Source organism: Amycolatopsis heterodermiae, assembly GCF_034929455.1.
In the GTDB taxonomy this organism is placed as follows: domain Bacteria; phylum Actinomycetota; class Actinomycetes; order Mycobacteriales; family Pseudonocardiaceae; genus Amycolatopsis; species Amycolatopsis heterodermiae.
In genome coordinates this window covers 130,456-146,380 of the sequence record NZ_JAYFSI010000001.1, presented here as the reverse complement: position 1 = coordinate 146,380, position 15,925 = coordinate 130,456, and the positions used below count along the sequence as shown (strand labels likewise).

Annotated in this window: 16 protein-coding genes; 14 read left to right on the top strand and 2 right to left on the bottom strand. The window is 72.3% G+C overall.

What is annotated here, in order from left to right:
• Positions 1 to 337 precede the first annotated feature (337 nt).
• Positions 338 to 1,258, bottom strand: coding sequence for an alpha/beta fold hydrolase (locus tag VA596_RS00680; RefSeq protein ID WP_323322484.1), 921 nt, complete (start codon positions 1,256 to 1,258; stop codon positions 338 to 340).
• A 131-nt stretch (positions 1,259 to 1,389) separates the two neighbouring features.
• On the opposite strand from VA596_RS00680, the gene VA596_RS00675 reads away from it, so the two are divergent.
• The 11 genes from VA596_RS00675 (at position 1,390) to VA596_RS00625 (ending at position 12,126) form a co-directional block, all read left to right on the top strand.
• A complete protein-coding gene (locus VA596_RS00675; RefSeq protein ID WP_323322482.1) occupies positions 1,390 to 2,079 on the top strand; it encodes a GNAT family N-acetyltransferase in 690 nt (229 codons plus the stop codon).
• A 102-nt stretch (positions 2,080 to 2,181) separates the two neighbouring features.
• Positions 2,182 to 2,784 (top strand): hypothetical protein, encoded by a 603-nt coding sequence (locus VA596_RS00670; protein ID WP_323322480.1) that lies wholly within the window; start codon positions 2,182 to 2,184, stop codon positions 2,782 to 2,784.
• 73 nt (positions 2,785 to 2,857) lie between these two features.
• The gene (locus VA596_RS00665; protein WP_323322478.1) at positions 2,858 to 4,195 is read left to right on the top strand and encodes a DUF2252 domain-containing protein; all 1,338 of its coding nucleotides are present in this window, start codon (positions 2,858 to 2,860) and stop codon (positions 4,193 to 4,195) included.
• Positions 4,196 to 4,303: 108 nt separating this feature from the next.
• Positions 4,304 to 5,626 (top strand): MSMEG_0569 family flavin-dependent oxidoreductase, encoded by a 1,323-nt coding sequence (locus VA596_RS00660; RefSeq protein WP_323322476.1) that lies wholly within the window; start codon positions 4,304 to 4,306, stop codon positions 5,624 to 5,626.
• Complete coding sequence (locus VA596_RS00655) at positions 5,626 to 6,462, top strand: amidohydrolase family protein (protein WP_323322474.1); 837 nt, start codon at positions 5,626 to 5,628, stop codon at positions 6,460 to 6,462. The genes VA596_RS00660 and VA596_RS00655 overlap by 1 nt, the downstream gene beginning before the upstream one ends.
• A 4-nt stretch (positions 6,463 to 6,466) precedes the next feature.
• Entirely contained in the window at positions 6,467 to 6,979 is a 513-nt protein-coding gene (locus VA596_RS00650; RefSeq protein ID WP_285484086.1) for an MSMEG_0572/Sll0783 family nitrogen starvation response protein, read from the top strand.
• A 9-nt stretch (positions 6,980 to 6,988) separates the two neighbouring features.
• Positions 6,989 to 8,059, top strand: coding sequence for an MSMEG_0568 family radical SAM protein (locus VA596_RS00645; RefSeq protein WP_323322472.1), 1,071 nt, complete (start codon positions 6,989 to 6,991; stop codon positions 8,057 to 8,059).
• Between the two features lies 1 nt (position 8,060).
• Complete coding sequence (locus VA596_RS00640) at positions 8,061 to 9,431, top strand: MSMEG_0567/sll0787 family protein (RefSeq protein ID WP_323322470.1); 1,371 nt, start codon at positions 8,061 to 8,063, stop codon at positions 9,429 to 9,431.
• Positions 9,428 to 10,258: a carbon-nitrogen hydrolase family protein gene (locus VA596_RS00635; protein ID WP_323322468.1), complete on the top strand. Its 831-nt coding sequence runs from the start codon at positions 9,428 to 9,430 to the stop codon at positions 10,256 to 10,258. The genes VA596_RS00640 and VA596_RS00635 overlap by 4 nt, the downstream gene beginning before the upstream one ends.
• Complete coding sequence (locus VA596_RS00630) at positions 10,259 to 11,089, top strand: carbon-nitrogen hydrolase family protein (protein WP_323322466.1); 831 nt, start codon at positions 10,259 to 10,261, stop codon at positions 11,087 to 11,089.
• Positions 11,089 to 12,126: an MSMEG_0565 family glycosyltransferase gene (locus VA596_RS00625; RefSeq protein ID WP_323322464.1), complete on the top strand. Its 1,038-nt coding sequence runs from the start codon at positions 11,089 to 11,091 to the stop codon at positions 12,124 to 12,126. Before VA596_RS00630 ends, VA596_RS00625 begins: the two co-directional genes overlap by 1 nt.
• Here VA596_RS00625 and VA596_RS00620 read toward each other — a convergent pair.
• On the bottom strand, positions 12,111 to 12,575 hold the full coding sequence (locus tag VA596_RS00620; RefSeq protein WP_323322462.1) for a hypothetical protein: 465 nt from the start codon (positions 12,573 to 12,575) through the stop codon (positions 12,111 to 12,113). The two genes, VA596_RS00625 and VA596_RS00620, sit on opposite strands and share 16 nt — an antisense overlap.
• Before the next feature lie 180 nt (positions 12,576 to 12,755).
• Here VA596_RS00620 and VA596_RS00615 point away from each other — a divergent pair, with 180 nt between their 5' ends.
• Genes VA596_RS00615 through VA596_RS00605 form a run of 3 tightly spaced genes read left to right on the top strand, consistent with a single transcriptional unit; the run spans position 12,756 to position 15,924 of the window.
• A complete protein-coding gene (locus VA596_RS00615) occupies positions 12,756 to 13,946 on the top strand; it encodes a PP2C family protein-serine/threonine phosphatase (protein WP_323322460.1) in 1,191 nt (396 codons plus the stop codon).
• Positions 13,943 to 15,487, top strand: a complete 1,545-nt coding sequence (locus VA596_RS00610) for a sensor histidine kinase (RefSeq protein ID WP_323322458.1) — start codon at positions 13,943 to 13,945, stop codon at positions 15,485 to 15,487. The genes VA596_RS00615 and VA596_RS00610 overlap by 4 nt, the downstream gene beginning before the upstream one ends.
• A complete protein-coding gene (locus VA596_RS00605) occupies positions 15,484 to 15,924 on the top strand; it encodes a response regulator (protein ID WP_323322456.1) in 441 nt (146 codons plus the stop codon). Before VA596_RS00610 ends, VA596_RS00605 begins: the two co-directional genes overlap by 4 nt.
• Position 15,925 lies beyond the last annotated feature (1 nt).

Below are 15,925 nucleotides of genomic sequence, written 5' to 3'. Positions count from 1 at the left end.
GACGCGGTGACGGGAAGGGTCGACGCGTGACCGAGGACCAGTCGTGCGTGCCGGGAGGCCGAAGCCCGTGACAGAGGTCGACACGTGTGATCCAGGGGCCGACGCGTGATAGGGAGGTCGACACGTGTGATGGGGAAGCCGACGCGCGTGATTGAGGGGTCGACACGGCGAGCACGGTGCCGGAACTCGTTGACATGCCGTGTTGGGAAGGTCGGGACGCGTGATCGAGGGGTCGACACGTGATGGGGAAGCCGACGCGCGTGATTGGGGGGTCGACACGCCGAGCGCGGCGCCGGGAACTCGTGTCGGCTTGGGAAGCGCGTGAGTGGCGTTCTGGTCACGTGACCGAGGGGTTGGTGGCTTCCAGGCGGGTCACCATGTCGTCCAGGGTGAGGCGGGCGGGCTTTGTTTCGGTGACGAACTCGTTCAGCAGCAGGCAGAACCGGTCCGGGTCGGCTACGTGGGGGAAGTGCTTCGTGTTCTTCAGGACCGTCAGGCGGCTGTCCGGCAGGGCTTCGGCCGTTCGGTGGCCGTGGGCGACCGGGATCAGCGTGTCGCGCTCGCCCCAGATCAGGAGCATCGGCACGTCCGCGGCCAGGTAGAGCTTTTCGACGGCGCTGGCGCGCTGGCCGCGCAGGTCGAGCAGGCCGCGGGCGATGGACAGGAACGCGCGCCGGCGGGCCGGGTCGGCGAGGGAGCCGAAATGGCGGGCCAGCTCCTGGGTTTCGGTCTTCGGTGAGAAACCCAGGAGCCGTCCGACGTGGGTTGCGGCCCTGGCGACGGCCACCGTTGCCGGGTTGATCGTCAGGGCCAGCGTGAGCTGGGCGCCCGGCAGGGTCGCGGCTCGCAGTACCGGGCTCACCTCGCGGCCGAGGCCGCCGCTGTCGACCAGCACCAGCCGGTCGCACATCTCCGGGAACTGGTAGGCGAACTGCAGCGCGATGCCCCCGCCGAGCGAGTGCCCGACGACGGTCGCGTGCCGGACGCCGGACACCGCCAGCACGTCCCGCACGACGCTGGCCATCGAGCCGAGCCCGTAGTCCGCGCGCGGCGCTTCGGACTCGCCGTGCCCGGGCAGGTCGAGGGCCAGCACCCGGCGGTTCAGCGCGGCGGACCGCTCGAGGACCGGCCGCCACGTCTCGGCGCTGCCCGCGATCCCGTGCAGCAGCACGATCGCCTCGTCGGTCTCGCCCGCCGGCTGCTCGTGCAGCAGGATCCGGCGGCCGTGCAGGGTGAGGTGGCGGGTCTGGAGGGTCATCGGCGGCCTTTCTCGCGAACTCGTGCGCTCCCGGGATACCCGCTGTCCTTGCCGACATACCCGAGTGGACCGGTCCGGGCACCGCGGATTGGCTCTGGGGACGGGAGACCGCCCGCCCTAGGCTCCCGGGCATGACCGGGTTGCTCACCGTCCGCCTCCAGCAGGCCTCCGCCAACGCCACCGCGATGTGGGCCACCCTCGCCCGGGCAAGGGGCCACGACGTCCGGGAGCAAGACGGGTTCACCGTCATCGACGGCCCGGCCGGCGCGCGGGTCATGGTGACCACGCCGGAGCCGGGTGACGGCCTGGCGGAGACCGCCCGCTGCCTGCGGGACGCCGGCGTGGTCGTCGAGGATCCCTTCGCGACGCTCGACCTCACGGCGATCGGGCTGACCGCGCGGCAGCTGCCGGTGATGGTGCGCGAGCCAGCGCCCGCACCCGAGCCGGCCGGGGTCACCCGCGTCGCGAGCCCGGCGGACCTGGTCCGGGCCGGGGGCATCGTCGTCGACGGCTTCCCGCTGGAGCACTACCGGGCCGATGACGCCTTCCCGCCGTCGCTGCTGGAGCAGGACGGCCCGGCGATCTTCACCCGCGGCGACGCGGGCGCCTGCCTGACCATGGCCCACGGCGGGGTCGGCGGCGCCTACTGGGTGGCGACGCTGCCGGAGCACCGCTCGAAGGGCGTCGGCCGGGCGCTGATGCACGCGGTGCTGCGGCACTTCGACGGCCTGCCCGTCACGCTGACCGCCGCCCGGCCCGGCAAACCGCTCTACGACTCGCTGGGTTTCGTCACCGTCGGCGAGGCGAACTGGTGGCGCTGAGGGCCGTCACCGGCTTCTCTCGGCACACGGTGAGCTCCGGCCTGTAGTCGCCCAGTAGGGTGACCCCCGTACACGGCCGGGCCGACAGGTGGAGGTCTTCCGATGGCACGCACGGGCGGTGAGGGCGAACTCCCCTCGGTCGCCGAACTGGTGAACCTTTCGCAGACGAAACCGCTGATGATCCGCGGTGAACTCGACGCGAGACTCGCCGAGGAGCTTGCCGCCGAACCCGCACCCGATCCCAGACCCGACCCGCTCGCGATCCTCGACGCCGAGCTGGCCGCCGACGAGCCCGTCGACGATCGCCCGCTCGACGCGCCGCCCGCCGATCCGCAGCGGCGCACGCAGCCGTTCGTCATCGGCGCGGTCGCGGCCGTCGCGCTCGGGCTGGCCGCCGTGGTGCTCTTCCAGCCGCACGAGGTCGGCGGCACGGCCGTGCCGCCGCCGGGCGCGGCCGCGCCGCCCCCGGCGCCGACCTCGAGCGAAGCCGTCGCGACGTTCAGCGCCTCGGCGGCGCCGCCCCCGCTCACCGCCGGGCTGCAGGACACGCCCGTAAAGACGACGAGCCGCCCGGTCGCCGGACGCAAGCCCGCGAACCCCGTGACGACGTCGTCGACGCCGTCGCCCGAGGACCAGTGGCGCGACATGGTGAGCTCCGCGATCAGCTCCTGGCAGCACGGCCACGGCCGGCCCGGCGGCCGCTGATCGGCCGAAGTGACACCACGGCGTTCGCCGTCACGTTGACCGGGGTTCACCTCCGCCCGGTAGCTGTGGGCGAATGCGCCGAACCGCCGTCGGGACCCTGGTCGTAGCCGCCCTGCTCGTCACCGCCGCGCCCGGGGAGGCCGCCAGCCTCACCCGGGACCCGGTCACCGTGGTTTACGACCGGGACCACGCACTGCACGTCCTCAACGGCGGCGCGACCGACGACGAGCTGACCCTGCGGACGCAGACGCTCGCGTCGAGTGCCTGGGCCTTCTTCCGCGGTACCTCGCCGCTCTACTACCGCGACCTCGGGGAGCTGCCGGCGTCCGCGTACGCGACGGCGGGCGGCGACGTCTGGCTGACCGGCGACGCGCACCTGGAGAACACCGGCGCCGACCGCGGGGCCGACAACGAGGAGCAGTTCGCGCTCAACGACACCGACGACGCCTGGCGCGGTTCGTGGACGTGGGAGCTGCGCCGCGAGGCCGTGTCGATCGTGCTCGCCGGCCGCGCCGACGGCCGGAGCGCGAGCCAGATCGCCGCCGACGTCGACACGTTCGTCGCCGAGTACGCCCAGTGGATCGCGAAGTTCCACGGGAACAACGACGAGCTGAGCTGGCGGCTCACCTCGAGCAACACCTCCGACCTCGTCGGCGACCTGATCGACGACGCCGCCGGGGACAAGCGCAGTGATCTCGTGGCGAAGTGGACCACCGGCGGCCACTTCAAGTCGGACCCGGAGCTGCAGACCGTCTCCGCGGCGACGCGCACGCAGATCGTCAACGCCGTCGCCGCCTACCGGACCACCGCGGGCAAGCCGCTCAAGGCGTCCGAGGCCGTCGTGAAGGACGTCCGGCGCCGGACCGGTGCGGGCACCGGCAGCCTCGGCCGGTTCCGCTGGTACGCGCTCGTCGAGGGCGACACGTCCTCGGCGTCCGACGACCGGATCCTCGAGCTCAAGCAGGAAGTCGACCCGGCGCCGAAGCAGTTGGCGCCGAACGCCACGACGCTCACCGGCGGGCAGCGCCCGGCGCTCGCGCTGCGATGGCTGGCCAACCAGTCGGACCCGCTGGCCGGCTGGGCGAGTGTCGGCAGCACGCCGGTGCTGGTGAAGGAGAAGTCGCCGTTCGCCGAGGACCTGGCGATCGGCGACCTGACGTCGTCGGCGATCTGGGACGACTCGGTCCGCGACGTCGGGCGGCTGCTCGCCGCCGCGCACTCCCGCGCGGACCAGGACCTGCCCGGCACCGGGCTGGGCTACTCCGCGGACGCGGCCATCGACGGCGCGATCACGTCGGTTCCGGGGCTGCAGAACGAGACCCGGACGTTCGCGACCGGTTACGCCGACCAGGTGACCCACGACTGGCAGGCGTACGTGACCGCGAAGAACAATGGCCGCCCGCTGTTCTGAGTGGTGTTAAGCGCACGCCGGGAGAAGCGTTACTCAAAGCTGGTCTGGTAACACTCCGATGTTCCGGATGAAACCGTCCGGAAATGGTTCGCCGTTGCACTGATCGGCATGAACTTCGAGCTCGACGGCCTGCATCGGCCGGTGATCGTGGTCGGCGGCGGCCAGGCGGGACTGTCGATGTCCCATTGCCTGACCTCGGCCGGGGTCGGGCACCTCGTGCTCGAACGCGAGCGCGCGGGGCACGAATGGCGGACCCGCCGCTGGGACAGTTTCTGCCTGGTCACGCCGAATTGGCAGTGCCGGCTCCCCGGTTTCCCCTATCCGGGTGATGACCGCGACGGATTCATGGTCCGGGACGAGATCGTCGCCTACCTCGAGTCGTACGTGAAGGCGTTCGACGTCCCGCTGTGCGAGGGCGTCGAAGCGAAGCGGCTACGGCAGCTGCCCGGCGGCGGGTTCCGGCTGACGACGTCGGCCGGCGAGCTGACCGCCGACCACGTCGTGCTGGCCACCGGGCCGTACCAGGTGCCGTTGAAGCCGCGGCTGGCCGAGCGGCTGCCGGAGCACGTCGTCCAGCTGCACTCGGCCGAGTACCGCAACCCGGACCAGCTGCCCGAAGGGGACGTCCTGGTCGTCGGCACCGGGCAGTCCGGCTGCCAGATCGCCGAGGACCTGCACCTGGCCGGACGGCGGGTGCACCTGGCCGTCGGGTCGGCGCCGCGGGTCGCCCGACGTTACCGCGGCCGAGATGTCGTGGCCTGGCTCGACGAAATGGGTTACTACGCCAGAGGAATCGACGAGTTCGCCGACGTGGACGCCGTGCGGTTCCGCGCCAACCACTACGTCACCGGACGCGACGGCGGCCACGACATCGACCTGCGCGCGTTCGCCGCCCAGGGCATGCAGCTCTACGGCCGCCTGAACACCGTCCGCAATGGACAGTTGTCGTTCGCGGACGACCTGCGCCGCAACCTCGACGCCGCGGACGCCGTCTCCGAGGGCATCAAGGACTCCATCGACGGCTACATCGCGAAACGCGGAGTGGCCGCGCCGAAGGAAGACCGGTACAAGCCGGTCTGGGAACCGGCCGACGGTTCACGAAGCCTCGATGCGGAAGCGCTTTCCGCGGTCGTCTGGAGCACCGGCTTCGGCCGCGACCACCGCTGGATCGACGTCCCGGTCTTCGACGGCAAGGGCTACCCGACGCACCACCGCGGCGTCACGAGCTGCCCCGGGCTGTACTTCCTCGGCCTGCCCTGGCAGCACACCTGGGGCTCCGGACGCTTCTGCGGGGTCGCCGCGGACGCCGAGTACCTGGCCCGGCGCATCACCGACGTCGGCCGCGGCGGCGACGTCCGCTGGCTGTCGGGCACGCCGGTCAGCACCTACCCGGCCGACGACGACTGGGTCGCGCCCCGGACGGTGGCCTGATGCGCTGGACCCACGACGCCCACCGCCACCTCGGGGTGCTCCCGGCCTACCCGTTCTACGGCGGCCCGCCGGTCGCGCCGGCGATCGGCAGCCGCGCGACGATCGGCGAACTCCTGTCCGATCTGGACCGCGAAGGCACCGAACGTGCCTTGGTGATCCCGAACTACGGCATCCCCGATCCGGCGGTCGCGTTCTCCTTCAACGAGCTCTGCGTCGAGGCGGCGGGCAAGGACGACCGGATCAGCGCCGCGCTGTGGGTGTCGCCGCGCGCCGAAGACGCGGACCGGACCGACAACGCCCTGAAGCTGGCCGGCGAACCCGGCGTACGAGCGCTCAAGCTCAGCTTCCTGCTGGGCGGCAAGGCATCCGACCCGGCGTGCAAGCCGCAGCTCGACAAGATCTTCGCCACGGCAAGGGAACACGACCTCGTCGTGCACGTCCACACCTCGCCGGGCGCGGCGTCGGACATCGACGAGGTCGGCAAGCTCGTCGACGCCTACGCCGGCGACGTCAAGCTGCACCTCGTCCACTTCGGCGGCGGCATGAGCGGGCACATCAAGCTCGTCGGCGGCCGCTTCTTCGACTGGATCGCCGCCGGGAAGCAGGTCTACACGGACCTGTCGTGGGCGATCGGTTTCACGCCCCGCTGGCTCGTCGAGGAGATCTCACGCCGGGGCCTCGGCCACGACCGCGTGCTGTTCGCCTCCGACGAGCCCTGGGGTGATCACGAGGGCGAACTCGCCAAGCTGGCCGCCGCGGCCGGCGACGGCGAGCTCGCCGACCTGGTTTTCCGCGGCACGTTCGACGTGCTGTACGGACCGAAGAAAGGGAAATAGACCGATGGCAGAGCTGACCGACACCGAAAAGACCAGCCTCGACGAGATCCCGCACCCGTCGCTGCCGCAGGGCTCCAACCTGTACGGCGGGACCAAGGTCTTCCCGGACTACCAGGCCGAACCCGGCCAGAGCTACTTCACGCTCGTGCACGGCATCGCGCACGAGTCGTCGGTGAGCTTCGTGGCGATCCTGCAGGCGACGCGCGCGCTGCGGAAGGGCTTCGAAGCCGCGATCTACTTCTACGGCCCGGGTTCGCTGAACTGCCTGGCCACGCGCGGCTTCCCGACCACCGGCAACGCCGCCTTCCCGGGTGAGCTGAACATCAACGACCAGCTCAAGACGTTCATCAGCGAGGGCGGCAAGGCCTACTGCTGCCGCTTCGGCCTCTCGCTGCACGGTGCGCGCGAGGAGGACCTCATCGAGGGCGTCATCCCGACGCACCCGCTGGACGTCCAGGACGCGCTGATCCACTACGCGCGCAAGGGCGCGATCATCAACTCCACCTACATGTTCTAGGAGCGGTCCGTGCGCGTTGGCATCGAAGAGGACTTGGAGACCCGCGCCGACATCGCCGTCCGCGGGGTGCGAGCGGACGCACCCGTACAGCGCAGCAAGGGCGCCGGGCCGAGCGACGACGGCCACCTGGTGGTCGACGGTGCCAACGCCACGCTGCCGCTGAACCCCGAGAGCCCGTACGAGATCCGCGACGGCCGGATCTTCCGCGAGACGATCGACCTCGGCCTGAGCGTCGCCCCGGTCGGGCGTCCGCGGTTCTACGATCTGTCCACAACGGACGGTGTGCCGTACCGGAAGATCGCTTTGCTGCACGGAAAGGACGTCCTCGCGACGACCGTCGTCCAGACGTGCATCCGGTACACCGAGGACCAGCGCTGCCGGTTCTGCACCATCGAGGAGTCGCTGCGGGCGGGGTCCACTGTGGCCGCGAAGACCCCGCAGCAGCTCGCGGAGGTCGCCGAGGCGGCGGTGCGGCTCGACGGCGTCCGGCAGATGGTGATGACCACCGGCACGACGTCCGGGCCCGACCGCGGCGCGCGGCACCTCGTGCGCTGCGTCCGCGCGGTGCTCGACGCCGTGCCGGGCCTGCCGATCCAGGTGCAGATCGAGCCGCCGGGCGACCTCGGCGTCCTCCGGGACCTGCGCGACGCCGGGGCGACGTCGATCGGCATCCACGTCGAGTCCCTGGACGACGACGTCCGGCGGCGCTGGATGCCGGGCAAGTCGACCGTGCCCATGGCGGAGTACGAAGCCGCGTGGGCGGAAGCGGTCCGGGTGTTCGGCCGCAACCGCGTCTCGACGTACTTGCTGATCGGCCTCGGCGAAGACCCGGACTCCCTCGTGGAGGGTGCCGGACGGCTCATCGACATGGGCGTCTACCCGTTCGCCGTGCCGATGCGGCCGATGGTCGGCACGCTGGCCCGGAGGGACGGCGCGACCGCACCGTCGCCCGCGCTGGTCGCCGACGTCACCGGCCGGATCGCCGCGCTGCTGCGGGCGGCCGGGATGACCGGCGCCGACCAGGGCGCGGGCTGTGCCGCGTGCGGTGCGTGCGGCCTGCTCAGCGCGGCGGGTGGCTGACGTGGACCACGACATCCTCGCGTTGCTGGGTGACGTCCGCAGTGTCGCGGCGCGCCCGGCGTTCGGCATCGGCGAAGCCGACCACAGTGGACTGACCGCTTACCGCACGCTGCGGCACGAAGCTTTCGTGGCCAGACAAGGACTCTTCGCCGGACACGATCTCGACGACCACGACACCGACCCGCGCACCCTGGTCCTGGTGGCGAGGGACCCGGCAGGCGAAGTGCTCGGCGGCGTCCGCCTCGGCCCGGCGAACGATGGTCCCGACCTCGGCTGGTGGAGGGGCGGCCGTCTGGTCGTCGCGCCCGGCTCGCCGCCCGGGATCGGCTCGGCGCTGGTTCGCGCGGCCTGCGCACGAGCCGAAGCGGAAGGCGCGCTGCGGTTCGAAGCGACCGTCCAGACGCGCACCCAAAAGCTGTTCACCCGGCTCGGCTGGCAAACGGTGCGGCCGGTGACCGTCGCCGGCCACGACCACGTGCTGATGCGCTGGCCGATCGGCCGGATCGCCGCGCTGGCCCGCTCGACCAAGGCCGCGCTCGGGCCGCTGTTGCAGGGAATGACCGGCGTACCCGGCTTCGTCGGCGACGACGGCGTCCCGCTGCCCGGCACCGACGTCGTCGCGGCCTGCGACGCGATCATCCCGTCCATGGTCGAGCGCGACCCGGAGTGGGCGGGCTGGTGCTCGGTCCTGGTCAACCTCAACGACCTGGCCGCGATGGGCGCCACCCCGACCGGCCTGCTCGACGCGCTGGGCGCGCGGGACGCGTCGTTCGCCGCGCGAGTCCTCAGTGGACTGCGCAAGGCGAGCCAGGCGTACGGCGTCCCGGTTCTCGGCGGGCACACGCAGTTCGGCGTCCCGGCCTCCCTGTCGGTGACGGCTCTGGGGCGCACGGAAAACCCGGTGCCCGGGGGCGGCGGCAAGGCCGGCGAGCGTGTCTGGCTCACCGCCGACCTCGGCGGCGGCTGGCGGCCGGGCTACACCGGACGTCAGTGGGACTCGACGAGCTTCCGCCGTACGCCCGAGCTGCGGGCTCTGCTCGGCTCGGTCGCGAAAGCCCGGCCGAGCGCGGCCAAGGACGTCTCGATGGCCGGGATCGCGGGCACCCTCGGCATGCTCGCCGAAGCGTCCGGCTGCGGCGCGGTTTTGGACGTCGACAAGGTGCCACGGCCGCGCGGAGCGTCCACAGGGGACTGGCTGACCTGCTTCCCCGGCTTCGCGATGCTCACCACCGGCACGCCCGCGCCCGCGGGGCCGGCGGTCACCGCGGACTGCGGCGAGCTGGTCGCGGGCACCGGCGTCACGCTGCGCTGGCCCGACGGCGAAACGACGCCCGCCATCGACGGCGGCGTCACCGGATTGGGGAACTCATGACGACGCTCAGGATGGCCGCGGTCGCCGCGCCGTTCGACCGCGACCTCGAAGGCGACTTCGCCCGCATCGAAAAGCTGATCGGCGAGGCGAAGGCCGAGGGCGTGCGGCTCCTGGCCTTGCCGGAAGCGGCCCTCGGCGGCTATCTCGCCAACCTGGACGGCGGTGCCGAAGGACCGCCCGCGCTGGCCGTCGACGGCCCGGAGGTGCAGCGGCTGGCCGCCCTGGCCGGAGACCTCGTCGTCACGGCGGGGTACTGCGAAATCGCCGGCGGCCGGCGCTACAACTCGGCGGTCTGCGTGACCGGCGACGGCGTCCTCGGCAACCACCGCAAGGTCCACCAGCCCCTGGCCGAAAACGCCAGTTACGGCGCCGGCCGCGGGTTCGCCGCGTTCGACACACCGGTCGGGCGTCTCGGCATGATGATCTGTTACGACAAGGCTTTCCCCGAATCCGCGCGGGCGCTCGCCCTCGACGGCGCCGAGGTCGTCGTCTGCATGAGCGCGTGGCCCGGCAGCCGGACCAACCCGGCGGCGGACCTCGCGCAGGACCGCTGGAAACGCCGGTTCGACCTGTTCGACCGGGCCCGCGCGCTGGAGAACCAGATCGTCTGGGTCTCGGCCAACCAGTCCGGCACCTTCGGCGACCTGCGGTTCGTCGCCGGGGCCAAGATCGTCGACCCCGGCGGGGAGATCGTCGCCGACACCGGTGTCGCGGAAGGGATGGCGATCGCCGAGATCGACGTCCAGGCCGCGCTGGCCACGGCGCGGCGGTCGATGGGACACCTGGCGGACAGACGGCCCGACGCCTACCCGGTTAGTGTCCCGTGAATGGGGCAGACCCGGATCGCCGCCGTCGCCGCGCACTTCGGCCGCGACCTCGACTTCGACCTGCAGCGCATCGCGACGCTGATCGACCACGCGCGCTCGTCGGGCGCGGCGTTGCTGGTGCTGCCGGACGCGGCGCTCGGCGGTTACCTCGCCGACCTGCGCCATCCGGACCCGGAAGCGCTCCCGCCGGCCCTCGACCCCGACGGCCCGGAGCTGAAGACCGTCCGGTCGCTGGCCGGGGAGATGGTCGTCTGCGTCGGGTACTGCGAGGCGGACGGGCCGCGGCGCTACAACTCCGCGGTGTGCGTCACCGGTGACGGCGTGCTCGGCCGGCACCGCAAGGTCCACCAGCCGCCGGGCGAGAGCATCGCGTACGAGCCGGGCGGCGAGTTCGCCGCGTTCGACACCCCGGTCGGGCGGCTGGGCATGCTGATCGACTACGACAAGACGTTCCCCGAGTCGGCCCGCTCGCTGGCGGTCGACGGCGCGGACATCGTCGCCTGCCTCAGCGCGTGGCCGACGAGCATCACCAACCGCGCGCCGCGGATGGCCCAGGACCGCCAGTCGCGGCTGTTCGACCTCTACGACCAGGCGCGCGCGGCGGAGAACCAGGTGGTGCTCGTGTCGTCCAACCAGACCGGTGCGATGGGCGGCATGCGGTTCCTCGGCCAGGCCAAGGTCGTCGGCCCGGGCGGCGAGATCCTGGCGCGGACGTGGTCGAAGGCGGGCATCGCGGTCGCCGAGCTGGACGTCGAGCAGGAACTCGCGAACGCCCGCCGGGTGCTGCACCACCTGGGGGAACGGAAACCCGAGGTCTACCGGGAGGCCTGATGCGCATCGCCCTGCTGAGCTACTCGACCAAACCCCGCGGTGGCGTCGTGCACACGCTCGCGCTGGCCGAAGCCCTCGCGGCGCTCGGTGAGGACGTCACGGTCTGGACGCTCGGCCGCGGCGGCGACGCCGGGTTCTTCCGGCCGGTCGACCCGCGCGTGCGGTTGTCGATCGTGCCCTTCCCGGACGTCCCCGGCGAGAGCGTCGGCGAGCGGATCCTGCGCTCGATCGCGGTGCTGCGCGCGGCGTTCACCCCGGACGCCTACGACGTCGTCCACGCGCAGGACTGCATCAGCGCGAACGCCGTCGACCGCTGCGTGCGGACGATCCACCACCTCGACACCTTCACCACGCCGGAACTCGCGGCCTGCCACGAACGCGCGATCGTCCGGCCGTACGCGCATCTCTGCGTGTCGGAGTCCGTCGCGGCGGAGGTCCGCGACGGCTGGGGCATCGAGGCGACCGTCATCCCCAACGGCGTCGACTACGACCGCTTCGCCAACGCTCGCCGGGATACCGGCCGAGGACGTTATGTCTTGGCGGTGGGCGGGATCGAGCCGCGCAAGGGCTCGCTGGACCTGCTGGAGGCGTACGCGCTGCTGGCCGATCCGGGCCTGCGCCTGGTCATCGCGGGCGGCGAGACGCTCTTCGACTACCGCGACTACCGCACCCGCTGGGAGAAACGCGCCGCCGAGCTGGGGGTCGAGCCGGACGTCCTGGGCCCGGTCGATCACGACGAGCTGCCGTCGCTGATGGCGTCCGCGGCGGTGTTCGCCTTTCCCTCCACCAAGGAGGGGTTCGGGCTGGCCGCGATGGAGGCGCTGGCCGCCGGGGTGCCGGTGGTGACGCGCGACCTGCCGGTGCTGCGCGAGGTCTTCGGCGGGGTCGCCCGGTTCGCGGCCGGCCCGCCCGGTTTCGCGCGCGAGCTGCGCGCCGCGATGGCGGACACCGACCCGGCACCGGGGCGCGCGCTGGCGCGGCGGTTCACCTGGCCGGCGGCCGCCGCGGCGCACCGGCGGTTCTACCGCGCCTTGTGACCGGCGAAGTACGGCCCGGCCTCCGTGCGGAACATCAGCACGTAGCCCGTCAGCGACAGGCCCAGCGCGAGCAGGAACGCCAGGCCCCGCACCAGGTCGCCGGGGCCGTGGGCGGACGAGGCGACGACGGCGAACAGCTGCAGCACCAGGTCGAAAACGCCGACGGCGCCGACGATCGCGAGCACGACGCGCGTCCAGCCCACGCCGTCGTACACGCCGTACACCACGGCCGCCCACAGCCCGGCCGCGATCACGAACGCGAGCACCGCGACCGGGGCCGACAGGGTCGCCGCCAGCAGGGCGTCGCGGTCGCCGGCGCCACTCGTCCCCAGCGCCGGCGTGGCGTGCCCGCCGAGCAGCCGGCCCAGGAGCGAGCCGAGGAACCAGCACGCCGTCGCACCCCACCACGCGAAGGCCGCGCGCCGGACCGGAACGGGCGGTTCGGGCATAACAGCAGGGTAGGCGCGGAACGCCTGGTAACGGGACTGCGACGAGCCGAACCGTTATGCACCGAGCGGGACGCCGGGTGCTATAAATCGCTACCCCTGCCGGGGCCGTGCGGTCGTAGGCGGCCGCGTCCGGTGCCGCTAGGGTGATCGCTTGAAGGTGCCGCTGAACGGGAGAAACCGGTGACCGCCGACTCATCGTGGGATCCCAGTACCCGCTTGCGCGTGCTGCTGATCGAGGACGACGACGGCGACGCGCTGCTGGTCGACGAGATGCTCGCCGACACCTCCGTGCCGGTCGCGCTCGAACGCGTCGAGACCCTCACCGCCGCCCTCGCCACTCCACTGACCGCCGACTGCGTCCTGCTCGACCTCCAGCTGCCCGACACGATGGGCCTCGGCGGGCTCACCCGCCTCGCCCAGCACGCGCCCGGCGTCGCGGTCGTCGTGCTGACCGGCCAGCACGACCAGGCCACCGGCGTCGCCGCGGTCGCCGCCGGCGCGCAGGACTACCTCGTCAAGGACCAGGTCGACGGGCCGCTGCTGGTGAAGGCCCTGCGCTTCGCCCGCGAGCGCAAGCGCGCCGAGCAGGTCGAGCAGCAGTTCCTCCAGCAGCAGCTGCTCGCCCGCGAGAACGCGCGCCTCGAGCGCGGCCTGCTGCCCAGCCCGCTGCTGCACGACCCGCACCTCGCCCTGGCCTCCCGCTACCGGCCCGGCCGCAACGGATCCCTGCTCGGCGGCGACTTCTACGACGCCATCGAGCTCGACGACGGCAGCCTCCACATGATGATCGGCGACGTCTGCGGCCACGGCCCGGACGAGGCCGCGCTCGGCGTCGCGCTGCGGATCGCGTGGCGCTCGCTGGTGATGGCCGGCCTGCCGATGGCCGACGTGCTGAGCATGGTCGAGCGGGTCCTGGTGCACGAGCGGATCGAGCCGCTGTTCGCCACCGTCTGCATGGTCGTCGTCGCGCCGGACCGAAGATCCCTGCGCCTGTCGCTGGCGGGGCACCTGCCGCCGCTGCTGCTGACCCCCGGCGACGGGCACCTGCTCTCCGGGAGGTGCCTCGGCGTCCCGCTCGGCGTCGTCGAAGGCACGAAGTGGGAGGCCCTCGAGGTGCCGCTGGAACCGGGCTGGTCCCTGCTGCTCTACACCGACGGCGTGTTCGAGGGCCGCGTCGGCGCCGGCTCCGAACGCCTCGGCCACGAGCGGATGGCCGACCTCGTGCTCGACATCCGCCACCACGACGGCCTCGGTGGCCGCGCCCTCCTCGACGAACTGATCGCCCGCGCCGAACGCCTCAACTCCGGCCCGCTGGACGACGACGTCGCCCTCGCCCTGCTCGACCACATCCCCGGGGAGAACGGCCGATGACCGGCACTGAGCGCGGCTGGCCGATCCGCCGCTGGCTGACCCTGCTCGCCCTGGTGGAGGCGGTGCTGCTGCTCGCGGCCCTGGCCGGCGGCGCGATCGCGCTGAGCAACCTCACCGACGCCCGCAACCGCCTGCTCGACGTCATCGGCGCCCAGCGGCTCGCCGCGATCCAGCTGTCGACGGCGCTGCTGAACCAGGAGACCGGCGTCCGGGGCTACCAGCTCGGCCGGCAGCCGGACTTCCTCGTGCCGTACAACGACGGCGTCCGCTCGCAGGCCGACGCCGTCACCCAGCTGCGGAAGCTCGGAGCGACCCCCGGCACGCAGATCGGTGACGACCTCGGCCGCGTGCTGGCGGCCGCGTCGGCCTGGCAGACGACGGTCGCGCCCACCATCACTCCGGGGGCGCCGCCGGTCACCCCGGCGCAGGCCGACCGCAGCCGGACCCAGTTCGACGCCGTGCGCCGCGCCCTCGACGCCCAGGCCGCCCACCTCACGACGCTGCGCGACGAGGGACGGGCCGAGCTGGACGGTGCGGCGAACTTCCTGACCGCGATGCTCGTCGCCGTCGCGGTGCTCATCGTGCTGCTGTTCGTCCTGCTGTTCCTCGGCCTGCGGCGCGTCATCACGCGGCCGATCCTGCGGCTGGCCGACGAGGTCCGGCAGGTCGCCGACCAGGACATCCACCGGCCGGTCCGCGGTGACGGGCCGAGCGAGCTGGTGCAGCTCGGCAGCGACGTCGAAGCCATGCGGCAGCGGATCCTCGACGAGGTGGCCGAGCTGGAGCGGGCGCACGCGCTCCTGGACCGGCGGACGCACGAGCTGGAGCGGTCCAACGCCGACCTGGAGCAGTTCGCGTACGTCGCTTCGCACGACCTTCAGGAACCGCTGCGCAAGGTGGCCAGCTTCTGCCAGCTGCTGCAGAAGCGCTACCAGGGCCTGCTCGACGAGCGCGGCGAGCAGTACATCGAGTTCGCCGTCGACGGCGCGAAGCGGATGCAGGTCCTGATCAACGACCTGCTGGCGTTCTCCCGCGTCGGCCGCAACCCGGGGGAGCACGTCGTCGTCCCGGCGGGCGAGCTGGTCGACGGCGCGCTCGCGAACCTCGAGGTCGCGCTCTCCCTCAGCGGCGGCCGGGTCGTCCACGACGACCTGCCGAAGGTCCGGGCCGAGCCGGCGCTGCTGACGGCCGTGTTCCAGAACCTCGTCGGCAACGCGCTGAAGTTCCACGGCGAGGCGCCGGCCGAGGTATGGGTCACCGCGGAGCGTGACGGCGACGACTGGGTGTTCTCGGTGCGGGACAACGGGATCGGCATCGAAGCGGAGTACGCGGAACGGATCTTCACGTTGTTCCAGCGGCTGCACACCCGCAGCGCGTACCCGGGCACGGGGATCGGGCTGGCCATGTGCCGCCGGATCGTCGAGTACCACGGTGGCCGGATCTGGCTCGACACCGAGAGCGACTCCAAGACCGGCGCGACTTTCCGGTTCACCCTGCCCGCTCGGCTCGAGCGCGGCGACGAGGAAGGGGGCGGCGCGTGAGCGAGGCGCTGGCACCGATCGACATCCTGCTCGTCGAGGACGACCCCGGCGACGTGCTGATGACGCAGGAGGCGTTCGAGCACCACAAGATCCGCAACGCGCTGCACGTCGTGAGCGACGGCGTCGAGGCGCTGCAGTTCCTGCGCCGTGAGGGGCGCTTCGCCGACGCGCCGCGGCCGGGGCTGATCCTGCTCGACCTCAACCTGCCCCGCAAGGACGGGCGTGAGGTCCTCGGCGAGATCAAGCAGGACCCGGCGCTGCGGTCGATCCCGGTGGTTGTGCTGACGACGTCGGAGGCGGAGGAGGACATCCTGCGCAGCTACGACCTGCACTGCAACGCCTACGTCACCAAGCCGGTCGACTTCGAGAAGTTCGTCGAGGTCGTCCGGCAGATCGACGACTTCTGGGTCACCGTGGTGCAGCTCCCGCACCGGTGAC

What these genes read in the sequence shown, in the direction of transcription:
- VA596_RS00610 (WP_323322458.1), top strand. Translation starts at nt 13,943, where the DNA reads ATGACCGGCACTGAGCGCGGCTGGCCGATCCGCCGCTGGCTGACCCTG.
- VA596_RS00670 (WP_323322480.1), top strand. Translation starts at nt 2,182, where the DNA reads ATGGCACGCACGGGCGGTGAGGGCGAACTCCCCTCGGTCGCCGAACTG.
- VA596_RS00630 (WP_323322466.1), top strand. Translation starts at nt 10,259, where the DNA reads ATGGGGCAGACCCGGATCGCCGCCGTCGCCGCGCACTTCGGCCGCGAC.
- VA596_RS00665 (WP_323322478.1), top strand. Translation starts at nt 2,858, where the DNA reads ATGCGCCGAACCGCCGTCGGGACCCTGGTCGTAGCCGCCCTGCTCGTC.
- VA596_RS00675 (WP_323322482.1), top strand. Translation starts at nt 1,390, where the DNA reads ATGACCGGGTTGCTCACCGTCCGCCTCCAGCAGGCCTCCGCCAACGCC.
- VA596_RS00655 (WP_323322474.1), top strand. Translation starts at nt 5,626, where the DNA reads ATGCGCTGGACCCACGACGCCCACCGCCACCTCGGGGTGCTCCCGGCC.
- VA596_RS00660 (WP_323322476.1), top strand. Translation starts at nt 4,304, where the DNA reads ATGAACTTCGAGCTCGACGGCCTGCATCGGCCGGTGATCGTGGTCGGC.
- VA596_RS00620 (WP_323322462.1), bottom strand. Translation starts at nt 12,575, where the DNA reads ATGCCCGAACCGCCCGTTCCGGTCCGGCGCGCGGCCTTCGCGTGGTGG.
- VA596_RS00625 (WP_323322464.1), top strand. Translation starts at nt 11,089, where the DNA reads ATGCGCATCGCCCTGCTGAGCTACTCGACCAAACCCCGCGGTGGCGTC.
- VA596_RS00635 (WP_323322468.1), top strand. Translation starts at nt 9,428, where the DNA reads ATGACGACGCTCAGGATGGCCGCGGTCGCCGCGCCGTTCGACCGCGAC.
- VA596_RS00650 (WP_285484086.1), top strand. Translation starts at nt 6,467, where the DNA reads ATGGCAGAGCTGACCGACACCGAAAAGACCAGCCTCGACGAGATCCCG.
- VA596_RS00680 (WP_323322484.1), bottom strand. Translation starts at nt 1,258, where the DNA reads ATGACCCTCCAGACCCGCCACCTCACCCTGCACGGCCGCCGGATCCTG.